We start from the raw sequence: 16,034 nt of genomic DNA on the forward strand, positions 1-16,034 counted from the left end.
TTACAGGCAAAGAAAAACCCGGCCTAGGCCGGGTTTTTCGTGAATCTCAGACCAATTACTTGGCTTGAGCTTCTACTTGCGCTTCAACGCGACGGTTAACAGCGCGACCTTCTTCGGTGGCGTTGTCAGCAACCGGACGGGTTTCGCCGTAGCCAACCGAGTCAACACGGCTCGATTCTACGCCGTACTGCTGGGTCAGAACTTGCTTAACGGCGCTAGCGCGACGCTCGGACAGCTTCTGGTTGTAAGCGTCTGGACCTACGGAGTCAGTGTGACCTTCGACAGTGGTAGTAGTCGATGGGTACTGCTTCATGAAGTCAGCCAGGTTCTTGATGTCGCCGTAGCTGTTAGGCTTGACAACCGACTTGTCGAAGTCGAACTTGACGTCCAGCTCAACACGTACGACTTCGGCAACTGCTGGGCAGCCGTCGGCGTCAACGGTAACGTTGGCTGGGGTGTCTGGGCATTTGTCGACGTTGTCGCAGACACCGTCGTTGTCGCTGTCGGAGCACACTTCAGCAACTGGAGCTGGAGCGACTTCAGCAGTCTTCGGGCTACCGCCGAAGTTCAGGCCGATACCAACGCTTGGCGCCCACTCGGTGTCGCCTTGGTCGATGTTGTACTGAGCTTCAACGCCAGCACGAGCGTAGAACATGTCGGTGATGTACCACTTGGCACCAGCGCCAACGTTGGCGAAGGTGGACTGGTTACGACCACCACGGCCGGTCTGGCCCAGGGACTGGTGGGAGAAACCAGCCGACACGTACGGACGGATTGCGTCGTACGGGTTGTTGAAGTGGTACAGAGCGTCCAGGGCGGTGTTCGAGCCCTTGATGTTCTTGCCATCTTCGCCACGAGCGTTGTGGACTTCGTCGTAGCCCAGACGCAGTTCAACGTCGTCGGTCAGGAAGTAACCGATCGAGCCGCCGAACAGGTTGCCGTCGTTCTTGAAGTCACGCTGGCTGTCGAAGAATTCTTTCTTGTAGAAGCCTTCGACTTCTACAGCGCCTGTGCCTTGTGCCAGTGCGCCGAACGAAGCAGCGGCAACGAGCGAGCCAATGGCCAAGCCCAAAGTGTTTTTCAATTTCATCCGTTAAATCCCCATCGTGTGATAGATAAGCAGTCCCACCAAAAACCGGGGGACAACTCGACGGCAAGTCTAGCAGAACTCACCGGTGGTTTAGAGACATTTGCTGGCCACTAAGTTTCAACCTCGCCAGCAAATTTCTCTCTGAGCTTGTCGAGCGCACGCTTGTAGCGCATTTTCGTTGCGCTCAAGCCCATGTGCATGATATCGGCGATCTCTTGAAATTCCAGCTCTGCGACAAAACGCAGCACCAGGATCTCGCGGTCAATCGGGTTCACATGCACCAGCCACTTGTCCAGGCCGCCCTTTTCTTCAGGTTTTGGTGCCTTGTCCTCTGACGCCTCTTCTATAGGGTCAAGGCTCAAGGCATCCATCAGCCTGCGTTTGCGTCGCTCCTTGCGGTACTGGGTGATGCACTCGTTGTAGGTGATGCTGTAGAGCCAGGTCTTGAACTTGGATTTACCTTCGAAGTTCTTCAAACCGTACAGCACTTTTAGCATCACCTCCTGACAGACATCGTCAGCGTCGCGGTCGTTCCCCAGATAACGTGCACAAACGTTGAACAGGGTCCGTTGGTACCGGCGCATGAGTTCCTCATACGCTCGGGTAACGTGAAACAGCTCCTCATGCGAACGCGCCACCAACTCCTCATCGGTGAGTTCGTGTGGGTCATAGCGCATGGGCGGCGAATGAACTTTATTCAAAACGAATCTGGCCGACAGTCAGGTCAAGTCGCCGCACGCACCCTCAGGGCGCGTTTTCGCGGCGACATACAGTAACAGCTTTTACCCGGTTAGCGGCTATCGACACGCTGTTCGAGCAAGCTGCGGTTGGCCAACGACACCAATTCGCCATCGTCGGTCAGCACTGTCGTCTTCACCGTGCCGATCTCTTCGATCTGCCCTTCAACCTCTCCAATCCGGACCTGTTGGCCGACCTGATACAGCTCGCGCACGTAAATCCCAGCCAGAATCTGCCCGGCAATTTCGCGGCTGCCCAAGCCCATCGCCAGGGCAATTGCCAGACCAACGGTAATCAAGCCAATGACGATTACATGGTTAAGCAGGTCGGTCTTGACCTCCAGCTGGCTGATAGCCACCGAGATCGCGATGATGATCACCAGGCCCTGGGCGATGCGCCCGACGCCTGCAGCGTACTCCAGGCCGATGCCTTCGGCAGCGCCGCGGACCAGGCCATTGACCAGTTGCGCAAGCATGACCCCGGCCAGCAGCACCAGGGCCGCGCCAAATACCTTGGGCAGATACAGTGCGAGCATGTCCAGCGTTGCCGAGACCCGCTCAAGGCCGAGTGACTCAGCCGCAGAGACGAGGAAGATCAGCAGCACGAACCAATACACGATCTTGCCGATCAGGGTCGATATCGGCACCTGAATGCCGCCGCGGCTGAGCATCTTGGTCATGCCGGTACCGGCCATCAGGCGGTCCAGGCCGAACTTGGCGAGCAACTTGGACAACAGCGTATCGAGCAGCTTGGCCACCACGAAACCGAGCAGCACCACGACCAGCGCGCCGAACAGGTTGGGGATGAAGTTCGCCACCTTGGTCCAAAGGGCAGTCATGGCGGTGACCAGGCTCTGGGTCCAGAGATCGAGTTCCATATTCAATCAGCCTTATCAGCTTTGCTGCCAGCGGCAGGATTACGGCGCACCGGCGCAACATGCGCCGAGCCATTGTTGACGGCAATCATCAGCGCCTGGCTCCAACGGCCAAGCAAGCTGAACAGATCGCCCGCACCAACCTGACGGTTGGCGGTTTTCAGCACGCGACCCAGACACGCTGCGTCGTCTCGGTCCTGACCGGACGGCGACGCATTGAGCAGGTCACGCAAGGATTGTTCAAACGGATCGTGCATGGGCACCTCGCGTAATGTCAGTCAAAGACGAGGGCGCCGGGCAACGGGTCACAACTTCACCGCAGGCGAATGGTTCAAAATGCACCGGATCACACCCAGCGCAGGCGGCGGAACAACAACCACTGCCCTGCCGCCAGCGCCAGTACCAGCAGGCTGGCGAACAGGAATCCATAGGGGCTGTCGGCGCCCGGAATGCCGCCGACGTTGATCCCCAGCAGGCCGGTGACAAAGCTCATCGGCAAGAAAATGCAGGTGATGATGCCGAAGCGGAACATGGTCCGGTTCATCCGCTCGCTGCGCCGCCGGTCTTCGCTCTCGAGCACCAGGGCGGCGCGCTCGCGGGTCAGTTCCAGCTCCTCGAGGTAGCGGATCAGGCTGTTGTTGAGTTCATTCCAGTAATCGGCATCAGCGTCGGCGAACCAGCTCCACTTGTGCCGAGTGAGTTGTACGTAGATTTCCCGCTGCGGCGCCAGAAACCGGCGCAGGCCAGCAGCGCGGCGGCGAATCTGCTGCAGCACGCCGTCTTCCGGAGTGTACCGTTCGTCGGATTCCACCTTCTCTTCTTCGAAGTCGACCAGTTCAGACAGATCGCTGACCAGCGCCTGGACCTTTTCGGTCAGCAGTTCGCCCATCAGCAAGAGCAACTCGGAGGCCGATTTGGGTCCCCTGCCCTCGCTCAGCAGCTGCAGGATTTCGTCACTGGCACGCAGTGGCCGCAAGCGCAGCGAGATGATTCGTTGCGCCTGGGCAAATATGCGCACCGAGACCATGTCTTCAGGCTCGGCACCAGGATTGAGATTGACCCCGCGCAAAAACAGCAGCAACTGCTCATCCGCCAACGGCAACAGCCGTGGTCGGGTGTTTTCTTCAAGCAGCAGCTCGCAGCTGAACTCGCTCAGCCCGCTTTCGCGCAGCAACCAGCTGCGGGTCTGCGGATGGCTGCGGTCCCAGTGCAGCCAAAGGCTCTGCTCTGGCTGCAACTGCAGGTCATCCAGTTCGGTCCGAGCGATAGAACGCGCGCCACCTTTGCCATCGAGCACCAGGGCATGCACCAGCCCCCACTGCGCGTTGTCTTCCTCGAACATTCCAGCTCCATCAGCGCGCGCGGCGCATCACTCGGGCATTTGCAGCGGTTGCGGCGAAACGATCACGCCGTTGTTGTCGGCGTACACGTACTCACCCGGGCGGAAGGTCACGCCGGCAAAGGTCACCACCACGTTGAGGTCGCCAAGGCCACGCTTGTCGGTCTTCAGCGGATGCGCGGCCAGCGCCTGCACACCGACGTTGGTCTGCACCAGCACGTCGACATCGCGCACGCAGCCATAGATGACCAGGCCTTCCCAACCGTTTTGCGCAGCCTTGGCGGCAATCATGTCGCCCAGCAGCGCACATCGCAGCGAGCCGCCCCCGTCGACCACCAGCACCTTGCCGCGGCCATCAAGCTCGGCCTGGGCCTTGACCAGCGAGTTGTCTTCAAAACACTTGATGGTCACGATCTGGCCACCGAACGAGTCGCGGCCACCGAAGTTGCTGAACATTGGTTCCAGCACCTGGACCAGGTCTGGGTTGGCGTCGCACAGATCGGGCGTTACGTAATGCTGCATGGGAAGGCTCCTGTCAGGCACAACGAAAGCGGAAAGTCCGGCCAAGGCTACACCGTGCGAGGTGGTGCAGTCATCTGCGACTGCTCAGTCAGGCTGGCCGCCAGTTCGGCGCCACGTACCGGCGCGACAGGATCACGCAACCAGCCTTCGATCAGCGGCCACACCTGGGTCTGTGCGGCCTTGCTTACCAACATGTCGACATGGCCAAAGGCATCGAAGCCCTGCTCCCGGCCCAGGCAAAGAAACTGCTTGCGCTCGGCGCCGTATTGCTCGAACAGCTTGCGGCAGGCCCACACCGGGTCCTGCAGATCACCCGCGCCCGCCACCGCCAGCAGTGGCACGTCGACCTCGGTCAGCCCCGCCCACCAATCCTTGCCCTTCTCGCCGAAGCGACCGAACAGGCCATGCCAACGCATGCTTTCCAGCGCCAGGCCGATCGGCTCATCTTCCGGCCCGCGCTTGAGCCGGGAGCCAGAAATATGTGCAAAGCGTTTGAGCAGCAAGCGCGCGCCCCACTCCACTGTCGGCACCTTCAACGGCCAGTACACGCGGCTGATCTGGGTGCCAAACAGGGCCACGCTGGCCACCTGTTCAGATGGCAGGTAAGCGCCACCCAGCGCTGCCGTAAGCGTGGTCCCGCCCAGCGAATGGCCGATCCAGTGCGCAGCCCGGCCGGCTTGTTCATGGACAAATGCAGCAATCACTGGCAAATCGTAGCGCGCGTAGTCGGCTACGCGGTTTTGCCGCCACTGGCGATTACGCGGTGACAGGCCATGACCGCGCATCTCCGGGATCCACACATCAAAACCGGCCCGCGCCAGAAACGCGCCCAAGCCGATGCCTTTGGGCGAAAACCAGAACCGTCGATTGGAGAAGCTACCGTGCAGCAGAATCACCGGTATGCCATGAACGCCGCCGTGATCGGCAAGGCCAAGACGCGTGACCGCCAGCTCGACGCTGGGGTCGGGGCTGTTGCCAGCCTTGATCCGGTACACGTCTTCACTGAGGTCACCGCGGCGTTCGGCGCTTTGCAAGGCCACGGGGAAGAGAGCGCTACTGCTTTGCATAGAATACTTGTATGAAAAAGGGCGGGAACCATCGCTGGAACTCGCCCCGAAGAATACGCGCGCAGGCACGTTGGACGTGCCTGCGCAGTGGTTGGATCAGGCCGGGGCTTGACCTTCGGCCAGGAAGAACCAGGTCTCGAGTACCGAATCCGGGTTCAACGACACGCTCTCGATACCCTGTTCCATCAGCCACTTGGCCAGGTCTGGGTGGTCGGAAGGGCCCTGACCACAGATGCCGATGTACTTGCCGGCCTTGTTACAGGCCTGGATGGCGTTGGCCAGCAGCTTTTTCACCGCAGGATTACGCTCATCGAACAGGTGCGCGATGATACCCGAATCGCGGTCCAGGCCCAGGGTAAGCTGAGTAAGGTCGTTGGAGCCGATCGAGAAGCCGTCGAAGTACTCGAGGAACTCTTCAGCCAGAATCGCGTTGGACGGCAGCTCGCACATCATGATCACACGCAGGCCGTTGTCACCACGAGCCAGGCCGTTTTCGGCAAGCAGGTCGACAACCTGGCTGGCCTCACCCAGGGTACGCACGAACGGCACCATGATCTCGACGTTGGTCAGGCCCATCTCGTTGCGCACGCGCTTGAGCGCACGGCACTCGAGCTCGAAGCAGTCACGGAACGACTCGCTGATGTAGCGCGAAGCACCGCGGAAGCCCAGCATCGGGTTTTCTTCTTCCGGCTCGTACAGCTTGCCGCCGATCAGGTTGGCGTATTCGTTGGACTTGAAGTCCGACAGACGCACGATGACCTTTTTCGGGTAGAACGCCGCAGCCAGCGTGCTGATGCCTTCGACCAGTTTCTCGACATAGAAGCCGACCGGATCGGAATAACCGGCGATACGCTTGTCGACACTGTCCTTGAGCTCAGGTGGCAACCCGGCGTAGTTGAGCAGCGCCTTGGGGTGCACACCGATCATGCGGTTGATGATGAACTCCAGACGCGCCAGGCCGACACCGGCGTTGGGCAACTGGGCAAAATCAAAGGCGCGATCCGGGTTGCCGACGTTCATCATGATTTTGAACGGCAGGTCGGGCATGGCATCGACCGAATTCTGCTTGATGTCGAAGCCCAGCTCACCTTCGAAGATGAAGCCGGTATCGCCCTCGGCGCAGGACACGGTCACGCCCTGGCCGTCCTTGAGCAGCTGGGTGGCGTTGCCACAACCGACTACGGCCGGAATACCCAGCTCACGAGCGATGATCGCCGCGTGGCAGGTACGCCCGCCACGGTTGGTGACGATGGCGCTGGCGCGTTTCATGACCGGTTCCCAATCCGGGTCGGTCATGTCCGAGACCAGCACGTCGCCCGGCTGGACGCGGTCCATTTCCGACACGTCGTTGATGATCCGCACCTTACCGGCGCCGATGCGCTGGCCAATGGCGCGGCCTTCGACCAGTACCGTGCCCTTCTCTTTAAGCAGGTAGCGTTCCATGACATTGGCGCTGGCGCGGCTTTTTACCGTTTCTGGGCGGGCCTGAACGATGTACAGCTTGCCGTCGTCACCGTCCTTGGCCCACTCGATGTCCATCGGCCGCTGGTAATGCTGCTCGATGATCATGGCCTGCTTGGCCAGCTCGTTGACTTCGTCATCGCTCAGGCAGAAGCGCGCACGTTCGGCACGGTCGACTTCGACGGTCTTGACCGAACGACCGGCCTTGGCTTCGTCGCCGTAGATCATCTTCAGCGCCTTGCTGCCCAGGTTGCGGCGCAAGATCGCCGGGCGGCCGGCTTGCAGGGTGTGCTTGTGGACATAGAATTCGTCAGGGTTGACCGCGCCCTGAACCACGGTTTCGCCCAGGCCGTAGGCGCCGGTAATGAACACCACGTCGCGGAAGCCCGATTCGGTGTCGAGGGTGAACATCACCCCGGCAGTGCCGGTTTCGGAACGGACCATGCGCTGCACGCCAGCCGACAGGGCGACCAGTTTGTGGTCAAAGCCCTGGTGCACGCGGTAGGAAATGGCGCGATCGTTGAACAGCGAAGCGAATACTTCCTTGGCCGCGCGGATCACGTTTTCGACGCCACGGATATTGAGGAAGGTCTCTTGCTGGCCAGCAAAGGAGGCGTCTGGCAGGTCTTCGGCGGTGGCCGAAGAGCGCACGGCCACGGCCATGTTGTCGTTGCCCTGGGCCATTTCGGCGAAGGCAGCGCGGATTTCGGCATTCAGGCGCTCGGGGAACTCGGCTTCCATGATCCACTGACGGATCTGCGCGCCGGTCTTGGCCAGGGCGTTGACGTCATCCACGTCCAGTGCGTCGAGCGCGGCATGGATCTGCGCGTTCAGCCCGCTCTGCTCGAGAAAGTCACGGTACGCCTGAGCCGTAGTGGCAAAGCCGCCCGGCACCGAGACGCCGGCACCTGCGAGGTTACTGATCATCTCGCCGAGGGATGCGTTCTTGCCCCCCACATGCTCTACATCATGGACGCCGAGCTTATCGAGGGAAACTACGTACTCTACCAAGGTGATCTCTCCACTAACGGTGTTGGAAAAGCTCAGAGCGCCCGCCTGACGGTTCAGACTGGGCCGGGCGCTTATGGCCGGGACCTGGAAAATAAGTGAGAATGCCAAAAGCCGCATTCGGCAAAGCGAACTTATCATATCCAAGAAACGTCATCAGCTTAAGGCCTAGGGTGCAAATGAAACGAACCGCGTTTTTCATCTCCGACGGCACCGGCATCACTGCCGAGACCCTGGGTCAAAGCCTGCTTGCACAATTCGAGAGCATTCCGTTCAATAAATTCACCCGCCCGTACATCGACAGCCCGGACAAGGCGCGCACGATGGTGCTGCAGATCAACGCAGCGGCGGAGCGTGACGGGATGCGGCCGATCATCTTCGACACCATCGTCAACCAGGACATTCGCGAGATTCTGGCGACTTCCAACGGGTTCATGATCGATATCTTTTCGTCGTTCCTGTCGCCCTTGGAGCAGGAGCTGACCGCGCATTCGTCGTATTCGGTGGGCAAGTCGCACTCGATTGGCGGCAACTCCAACTACATGGAACGGATCGAGGCGGTGAACTTTGCGCTGGACAACGATGATGGTGCGCGCACGCATTACTACGACAAGGCCGACCTGATTCTGGTGGGGGTGTCGCGCTGCGGCAAGACGCCGACCTGTCTGTACATGGCGATGCAGTTCGGGATTCGTGCGGCAAACTATCCGTTGACTGAGGATGACATGGAGCGGCTGCAGTTGCCGGCGGTGCTGAAGAAGCATCACAGCAAGCTGTTTGGCTTGACCATCGACCCGGACCGGTTGACGGCTATTCGCCATGAGCGCAAGCCTAATAGCCGGTATTCGAGCTTTGCGCAGTGTGAATTCGAGGTGCGTGAGGTGGAGAACCTGTTCCGCCGGGAGAATATTCCGAATATTGATTCGACGCATTTTTCGGTTGAGGAGATTTCGGCGAAGATCTTGGTTGAGAAGGGGGTTGAGCGGCGGTTCAAGTAGGTTGGCATTATTGGATGCGGGCTTATCCGTTTGATTTAGTGGCAGTTTTGGCCCCTTTCGCCCTTACGGCGAGTCACTTTTTGGCAAACGCCCCAAAAAGTAACCAAAAAGGCCTGGCTCCCACATACGGCCCCTGCGCTACGCTCCGGGGTTCCCTCACTCCGGCCTTGCTCCCGGAAGGACCGCGCTGGACGGGCCATCCTGGCCCGCAGCGCTTGCCGGCCATCCATGGCCGGCACCTCCCTTCGCAAGACCTGCGTTCGGCCTCCTGAGGTCGCTGGTAGATCAAGATCAAGAGCACGCCTCGCTGCGCTGGCGCAGAGCGGGATTGGTGTGGCTGCCTGATTTTTACTTGGCTTGAGATTGCCGGGGCTGCTGCGCAGCCCTTTCGCGACACAAGGCCGCTCCTTGTATCTCGACTTTCGCTTCCAAAGAAGCGAAAGTTCTCGACTGATCATCGAGGGAAGGTCATGAAGCCGAGCCGCTCCTAGGGCATCGAGCCCGCATTGTAGATGGCGCTCTGACCTTCCAACCCCACTCGACAAGTCCGAACGGTATCTAGTGCCCGCCTCCGGCGTGAGCACGCATTCACAAGGTAGAACAGAGTGCTGGGTGATCGACTTTCGTAGTTTGAAGGAGAGGATCATGTCCATTTTTGTTGGCGTTGATGTTGCCAAAAGATCTTTCGACATTGCCACCACGTTGACCAACGGGAAGAAGCGCACCAAGGCAAAGCTTCCCAATGATTCCGCAGGGTTTGCCCAGTTCAGCGACTGGCTTGAGCGTCACGCAGGACCCGGAACCTGGATTGTCATGGAGGCCACGGGCACCTATCACGAAGCGCTTGCCGAGCACTGCCACGACCAAGGCTATCGGGTGTGCATTCTGAACCCGGCGGTGATTGCGAAATTCGCTGATGTGGAGCTTCGCCGCGTCAAAACCGATAGGGCTGACGCGAAGGTGATTGCTGCCTACAGCCAACAGAACGCCGACTCGCTTCGCCAGTGGGAGCCTGAGCCGCCAGCACAGCGCCGCTTGCGTGCTCTGGTGCGCCGACTGGACGACCTCAAGGAAATGCGCCAGATGGAGCAGAATCGCTTGGATGTCGCACAAGATGCGGTGAAGCAATCGATTCAAGACGTGATCGGGCACATCATCAAAGAGCTGGAAAAGACCAGAAAAGCCATTGAGCAGACGATCGATGACGATCCAGATCTGCGCGGGCGGCGCGACCTGATTACCTCGATCGACGGTCTGGGCGAGACCACCGCCGCGTTGCTGTTGGCCGAGCTGGGCGATCCCCTGAAATACCAAAGCCCATCTGCAATTGTCGCCTTCTCAGGCCTGAACCCCGTGATGCAACAGTCGGGCGAGTTCACAGGCCAGAGCACCATTTCGCGCACAGGCGCCTCAAGGTTGCGAGCGGGCCTGTGGATGTCGGGCACCGTCTCGATCAGGCATAACCCAGTCGTAAAGGCACTGGCAGAGCGTTTGAGCAGCCGGCACAAGGCCTACAAGCAGATCGTGTGTGCGGCAATGCGCAAGCTGCTGCATCTGGTTTACGGGGTGGTGAAGTCGGGAAAACCATTTGACCCCCAAATCGCCCTTGCGGGGTGAGGGTCAAGACGGTATCTACAGGGACCGCGTTTGTCGATACTACGCGGTCCACTGTGGAGCGGCCTTGTGTCGCGAAAGGGCCGCAAAACGGCCCCAGCAATCCAACGACCAACCACCTTCGAGAAACCCACACTGCCCCCGCTCTGCGCCAGCGCAGCGAGGCGTGCTTTTGATCTTGATCTGCTTTTGATCTTGATTCACCGGCGACTCAGGAGGCCGGAGCGAGGGAACCCCGCAGCGCAGCGAAGGGGCCGGATGTGGAGCCAAGCATTTTTTTGGTTACTTTTTTGGGGCGCGGCGTTTGCCAAAAAAGTGACTCGCCGTAAGGGCGAAAAGGGGCCGCAAACCCACCACAAAATCCGGATAAGCCCCAAAAGCAAAAAACCCCAGCACCAAAGGCACCAGGGTCTCTCACTCACAAACCAACCAAATCAGCTATCAGGAAGGCACAACCACAGCCTGCCCACTCATAGCCAGATCAACCAACTCTCGGTTAGCCACCGCATACATCGCATAGTCATGCCCCGAAGCACTGCGCAGATCATCCAGCATCGCGCGCCAGCGCTCCACCATCACCCGCCGCTGCTCAGACCACAACGCCACCCGCGCATCCATGTCCTGCGGCGCATCGGCCATCTGCAGCACAGAAATGGTGATCGCCCGCTGCTGCAGGTCGATGTCATCACGGAACGCCTCCCGCGCCAGCGCCTGCCAGTTGTTCTCCACCGGCAAGTTGCTGATCTCCTGCAGGTACCAGGTCAGATCCAACGCACTGCCCACCGCGAAGAACGCCTTGGCCACCTGCGCTGGGTCATGCCCGGTCACATCCGAAGCCTCGATGATCGGCAGCAGCGTGTACAAATGCGTGGTCCCGGCAACCATCCGCGCCAGCAACTCGGGCACACCAGCCTCGACGAAGCCCTGATAACGCACCTGCCAGCGCTCACGGGTCGGCCCTTCCAGCAGCTCGTCCAGTTTCAGCCCAAGCTGGGCGATCTTCGGCCCGAAGTGGGCGACATCACGGCCTGCATCCTGCTCGTTGCGACGGCTACGCAGGAACCAGCGCGTGGCGCGGCGGCCCAGACGCATCAGCTCATCCATCAGGGTCAGCTGAATCTCGGCCGGAACCTGATAGTCCAACGCCTCGATCTGGCGGAACCAATGCGGCAGATGGAAGATATCGCGCACGATCACATAGGCCCCGGCGACGTTGGCCGGGCTCATGCCAGTCGACTCCTTGAGCCGCTGGACAAAGGTGATGCCCATGTTGTTGACCAGGTCGTTGGCGATCTGGGTGCTGACGATCTCGCGCTTCAGACGGTGACGGCGCATGGACTCGCCGAACTGGTTGAGCAGTGACGGCGGGAAGGCCGTCTCCATGTCGCGGGTCAGATAGTCGTCATCCGGCACCTGCGATTTCAGCAGTTGCTCTTTGAGGTCGATCTTGCTGTACGAAATCAGCACCGACAGCTCGGCCCGGGTCAGGCCCTGGCCTGCGGCCAGACGCTCGGCCAGTTGCTCTTCGGACGGCAGGAATTCGATCGCCCGATCGAGCTTGCCGCGCGCTTCAAGGTCGGCCATCAGGCGCTTGTACTCGGCAATCCGCTCGCGTACGCGACGGGCCGCCAGCGACAGCGCCTGGGTCTGCTTGTAGTTGTTGCCCAATACCAGCGCGCCAACTTCCTCGGTCATGCTGCCGAGCAGCTGGTTGCGCTGCTTCTCGGTCATGTCGCCACCCTGCACCACTTCGTTGAGCAGGATCTTGATATTGACTTCGTGGTCGGAGCAGTCGACGCCACCGGCGTTGTCGATGAAGTCGGTGTTGGTCGCGCCGCCGTTGAGGCCGTACTCGACCCGGCCAAGCTGGGTCATGCCCAGGTTGCCGCCCTCGCCCACTACCTTGCAGCGCAGCTCGTTGCCGTTGACGCGCAAGGCGTCGTTGGCCTTGTCGCCGACGTCGGCGTGGCTTTCGGTGCTGGCTTTGACGTAGGTACCGATACCGCCGTTCCAGAGCAGATCGACCGGCGCCTGCAGCAGCGCGTGCAGCAGCTCGGTCGGCGTCAGACGGTCGGCTTCGATGGCGAAGCGTTCCTTCATCTGCGGGCTGATGCTGATGCTCTTGGCGCTACGCGGGAAGATCCCGCCGCCTGCGGACATGATGCTGGTATCGTAATCGGTCCATGCCGAACGTGGCAGGTCGAACAAGCGCTGGCGCTCGGCGAAGCTGCTGGCCGGGTCCGGATTAGGGTCGATGAAGATGTGCAGGTGGTTGAAGGCAGCCACCAGCTGCAGCTTGTCGGACATCAGCAAGCCGTTACCGAAGACGTCACCGGCCATGTCGCCGACGCCAACCACCGTGATCGGATCTTGCTGGACGTTGATGCCGCGCTCACGGAAGTGACGCTGCACGCCCACCCAGGCGCCGCGGGCAGTGATACCCATCTTCTTGTGGTCGTAACCAGCCGAGCCGCCCGAGGCGAACGCGTCTCCGAGCCAGAAGCCGTAGTCGATGGCAATGCCGTTGGCGATGTCGGAGAAGGTCGCGGTGCCTTTGTCGGCCGCCACCACCAGGTACGGGTCGTCATCGTCATGCCGCACCACGTTGGCCGGTGGCACGACGCCGCCGTCCTTGAGGTTGTCGGTGATGTCGAGCAGGCCCGAGATGAAGATGCGGTAGCAGGCGATACCTTCAGCGGCGATGTCGTCACGGCTGCCGCCCAGCGGCAGGCGCCGTGGCAGGAAACCGCCCTTGGCGCCGACCGGCACGATCACCGAGTTCTTCACCTGCTGCGCCTTGACCAGGCCGAGCACTTCGGTGCGGTAGTCTTCCTCACGGTCCGACCAGCGCAGGCCGCCACGGGCGACATTGCCGAAGCGCAGGTGGACGCCTTCGACACGCGGCGAGTAGACGAATATCTCGAACTTGGGCACCGGCTTGGGCAGTTCGGGGATCAGCTTGGGGTTGAACTTGAAGCTGAAGTACGACTTGGCCTGGCCGCTGCTGTCCGGCTGGTAGAAGTTGGTACGCAGGGTGGCTTTGATCAGGTCCAGGTAGCGACGCAGGATGCGGTCTTCGTTGAGCACCTGAACGTCATCCAGGGCGCTATTGATGGCCTGCTCCAGACGCAGCTGCTTGTCTTCCAGATCATCCTGGGTGAGCTTGCGTGCCAGGTAGAAGCGGGTCTTGAACAGCCGGGTCAGCTCGCGCGCGATGTCGGTGTGGTTGTTCAGGGTGCTGGCGATGTAGCCCAGATCGAAGCCCAGACGAATCTGCTTCATGTAGCGGGCGTAGGCGCGCAGCAGCGCCACATCACGCCATGGCAGGCCGGCGGTCAGTACCAGGCGGTTGAAGGCGTCGTTTTCAGCGTCGCCCTTGACGATATGGATGAAGGCATCCTGCAGAGTGTCGTTGAGCTGCTGGATATCCAGACTCAGGTCTTCGCTGTAGGTGAAGGCAAAGTCGTGAATCCAGTACTCGCGGCCATTCGCGTGGCGCAGGCGGTACGGGAACTCACCCAGCACACGCAGGCCAAGGTTTTCCAGGATCGGCAGCACGTCCGACAGCGCCAGCGGGGTATCGGCGTGGTACAGCTTGCAATGCAGCTGGCGCTCGCCGTACTGGCCCAGGGGCTGATAGAAGCTCATCGCCAGCGGCTTGGCTTCGTTCAGGGCCAGCACATGTTGCAGGTCGACGACCGCCGAATGGGCGCCAAAGCGCTCGCGGTAGCCCGCCGGGAAGCCCTTGGGGAAGTCCGCCAGGATATTGGTGCCCTGAGCTTCGCCGAAGTTTTCCACGACCAGGGCGGAGTAATCGTCCTGCCACGAACGGCAGGCCTGGATCACTTCGTTTTCCAGCTGCTGCGGGTCGATGTCGATGCGGTTCTTCGGGTCTACCCGCAGAATCAGTTGCACGCGCGCCAGCACCGACTCGGAGAAGAACGTCCAGAATTCGCAATCGCTGGCCTTCAGGCGCTCCATCAGCACTTGCTGGATTTTCTGGCGCACTTCGGTCGAATAGACCTCGCGTGGCACATAGGCCAGGCAGTAGCAGAAGCGGCCGTAAGGGTCTTTGCGCAGGAACACGCGGATCTTGTTGCGCTCCTGGATCTGCACGATCGACATGACAGTGCTGGACAGCTCGTCGATCGGGGTCTGGAACAGGTCGTCGCGCGGCAGCACTTCGAGCACCTGCGCCAGCTCCTTGCCCAGGTGGGCCTTGGCATCGAAGCCGGAGCGGCGCTCGACTTCGGCTACCTTGCCGCGGATGTACGGAATGGCATGCACGCTCTCGCCATACACCGACGAGGTGTACAGGCCCATGAAACGGCATTCCTTGATGACCTTGCCGTCGGCATCCAGCTGGCGGATCGACACATAGTCCGGGTAGGCCGGGCGGTGCACACGGCTCGGGAGTGCAGCCTTGGCGAAGGACAGCAGCAGCGGCTCGTTGAGGTAGGCCACAGCGTAGTCTTCGATGCGCAGCTCTTCGGCAGTCAGGCCGATGCGCAGGCGACGTGGCAGGCCGAGGAAGGACTGCTCGTCGTAGTTCATGCGCCCGCCATCGGCGCCGCCCTCGACGGTGAATTCTTCATAGCCGAGGAAGGTGAAGTGGTTATCCAGTAACCATTCGAGGAACGCCTTGACCTCGGCCTTCTCGTGCTGGGCTTGCGGGTACGGGGTCTGCTCAACCAGCGCCGCCACTTCGCGCAGCTTGGCTTTCATCGGTTCGAAGTCGGCAACCGCAACGCGTACTTCAGCCAGGACCTGTTCGATTTCCCGGGCCAGCGAGCTCAGCTCGGCTGCGTTGGCACAACGGTCGATTTCCAGGTACATCAGCGATTCATGTTGAACGCCGTCACCGTGGGTGCCTTTGGGCAGCAGCTCGAGCAGTTCGCCCTTGGCGCCGCGGCGCACACTGAGCACGGTGGTCTGCAGGGTGTGGATGCTGTAGCCGCGGCGGTTCAGCTCGGTGCGTACCGAGTCGACAAGGAACGGCAGGTCATGGTGCAGGACTTCGACCACACTGTGGGTCGACTGCCAGCCATTGCGCTCGTAGTCGGGGTTGTACACCCGCACCAGCGGGGTTTCAGGGTCGAAGCGCTCGATGATGCGCCAGGCAGACAGGGTGCAGCCAGCCAGGTCGGAAAGCCGCCGCTGGGTAAGTTCGTCCAGAGAGATGATGCCGAAGAACTGTTCGGCGAACAGTGCCACTTGTGGCAGTGACTGTTCGCTGATGTGCTGCGCCAGGGCCGCTTGCAGTTGGTGCTGGAAGTCGGCTTTGCTGGCTGCGGTGAAAAACGCCATCTGTGGTACTCCGCTT

At 60.7% G+C, this 16,034-nt stretch carries 11 protein-coding genes; 2 read left to right on the forward strand and 9 right to left on the reverse strand.

Features of this window, described 5'->3' with window-relative positions:
• Nucleotides 1–55: 55 nt before the first annotated feature.
• The 8 genes from HU736_RS09410 to ppsA form a co-directional block, all read right to left on the reverse strand.
• Nucleotides 56–1,090 (reverse strand): OmpA family protein, encoded by a 1,035-nt coding sequence (locus HU736_RS09410; protein WP_103438067.1) that lies wholly within the window; start codon nucleotides 1,088–1,090, stop codon nucleotides 56–58.
• Between the two features lie 110 nt (nucleotides 1,091–1,200).
• The gene (sigX, locus tag HU736_RS09415) at nucleotides 1,201–1,767 is read right to left on the reverse strand and encodes an RNA polymerase sigma factor SigX (protein WP_101321319.1); all 567 of its coding nucleotides are present in this window, start codon (nucleotides 1,765–1,767) and stop codon (nucleotides 1,201–1,203) included.
• Nucleotides 1,768–1,880: 113 nt separating this feature from the next.
• Nucleotides 1,881–2,705 (reverse strand): mechanosensitive ion channel family protein, encoded by an 825-nt coding sequence (locus HU736_RS09420; RefSeq protein ID WP_101321321.1) that lies wholly within the window; start codon nucleotides 2,703–2,705, stop codon nucleotides 1,881–1,883.
• A gap of 2 nt (nucleotides 2,706–2,707) precedes the next feature.
• Nucleotides 2,708–2,959, reverse strand: coding sequence for a CrfX protein (locus HU736_RS09425; protein ID WP_101321323.1), 252 nt, complete (start codon nucleotides 2,957–2,959; stop codon nucleotides 2,708–2,710).
• Between the two features lie 89 nt (nucleotides 2,960–3,048).
• Nucleotides 3,049–4,044 carry a divalent cation transporter CmaX gene (gene cmaX, locus HU736_RS09430; RefSeq protein ID WP_103438068.1) on the reverse strand — a complete coding sequence of 332 codons (996 nt, stop codon included), beginning with the start codon at nucleotides 4,042–4,044 and terminating at the stop codon, nucleotides 3,049–3,051.
• 27 nt (nucleotides 4,045–4,071) lie between these two features.
• On the reverse strand, nucleotides 4,072–4,563 hold the full coding sequence (rraA, locus tag HU736_RS09435) for a ribonuclease E activity regulator RraA (RefSeq protein ID WP_101321327.1): 492 nt from the start codon (nucleotides 4,561–4,563) through the stop codon (nucleotides 4,072–4,074).
• Between the two features lie 47 nt (nucleotides 4,564–4,610).
• The gene (locus tag HU736_RS09440; protein ID WP_186699631.1) at nucleotides 4,611–5,630 is read right to left on the reverse strand and encodes an alpha/beta fold hydrolase; all 1,020 of its coding nucleotides are present in this window, start codon (nucleotides 5,628–5,630) and stop codon (nucleotides 4,611–4,613) included.
• Nucleotides 5,631–5,726: 96 nt separating this feature from the next.
• A complete protein-coding gene (gene ppsA, locus HU736_RS09445) occupies nucleotides 5,727–8,102 on the reverse strand; it encodes a phosphoenolpyruvate synthase (protein ID WP_101321331.1) in 2,376 nt (791 codons plus the stop codon).
• 176 nt (nucleotides 8,103–8,278) lie between these two features.
• On the opposite strand from ppsA, the gene ppsR reads away from it, so the two are divergent.
• Both ppsR and HU736_RS09455 read left to right on the forward strand, forming a co-directional pair.
• Entirely contained in the window at nucleotides 8,279–9,097 is an 819-nt protein-coding gene (gene ppsR, locus HU736_RS09450; protein ID WP_103438071.1) for a posphoenolpyruvate synthetase regulatory kinase/phosphorylase PpsR, read from the forward strand.
• 645 nt (nucleotides 9,098–9,742) lie between these two features.
• Nucleotides 9,743–10,714: an IS110 family RNA-guided transposase gene (locus HU736_RS09455; protein ID WP_217862381.1), complete on the forward strand. Its 972-nt coding sequence runs from the start codon at nucleotides 9,743–9,745 to the stop codon at nucleotides 10,712–10,714.
• Between the two features lie 438 nt (nucleotides 10,715–11,152).
• Here the strand turns inward: HU736_RS09455 and HU736_RS09460 are convergent, their stop codons facing one another.
• The gene (locus tag HU736_RS09460) at nucleotides 11,153–16,018 is read right to left on the reverse strand and encodes an NAD-glutamate dehydrogenase (RefSeq protein WP_103438072.1); all 4,866 of its coding nucleotides are present in this window, start codon (nucleotides 16,016–16,018) and stop codon (nucleotides 11,153–11,155) included.
• Nucleotides 16,019–16,034 lie beyond the last annotated feature (16 nt).

Origin of the sequence: Pseudomonas shirazensis (genome assembly GCF_014268785.2) — a bacterium.
GTDB lineage: Bacteria > Pseudomonadota > Gammaproteobacteria > Pseudomonadales > Pseudomonadaceae > Aquipseudomonas > Aquipseudomonas shirazensis.

Bases quoted from the DNA above. Each gene is read 5' to 3' on its own strand.
- HU736_RS09440 (WP_186699631.1), bottom strand. From the start codon at position 5,630: ATGCAAAGCAGTAGCGCTCTCTTCCCCGTGGCCTTGCAAAGCGCCGAA.
- rraA (WP_101321327.1), bottom strand. From the start codon at position 4,563: ATGCAGCATTACGTAACGCCCGATCTGTGCGACGCCAACCCAGACCTG.
- HU736_RS09425 (WP_101321323.1), bottom strand. From the start codon at position 2,959: ATGCACGATCCGTTTGAACAATCCTTGCGTGACCTGCTCAATGCGTCG.
- sigX (WP_101321319.1), bottom strand. From the start codon at position 1,767: ATGCGCTATGACCCACACGAACTCACCGATGAGGAGTTGGTGGCGCGT.
- cmaX (WP_103438068.1), bottom strand. From the start codon at position 4,044: ATGTTCGAGGAAGACAACGCGCAGTGGGGGCTGGTGCATGCCCTGGTG.
- HU736_RS09410 (WP_103438067.1), bottom strand. From the start codon at position 1,090: ATGAAATTGAAAAACACTTTGGGCTTGGCCATTGGCTCGCTCGTTGCC.
- HU736_RS09460 (WP_103438072.1), bottom strand. From the start codon at position 16,018: ATGGCGTTTTTCACCGCAGCCAGCAAAGCCGACTTCCAGCACCAACTG.
- HU736_RS09420 (WP_101321321.1), bottom strand. From the start codon at position 2,705: ATGGAACTCGATCTCTGGACCCAGAGCCTGGTCACCGCCATGACTGCC.
- ppsR (WP_103438071.1), top strand. From the start codon at position 8,279: ATGAAACGAACCGCGTTTTTCATCTCCGACGGCACCGGCATCACTGCC.
- HU736_RS09455 (WP_217862381.1), top strand. From the start codon at position 9,743: ATGTCCATTTTTGTTGGCGTTGATGTTGCCAAAAGATCTTTCGACATT.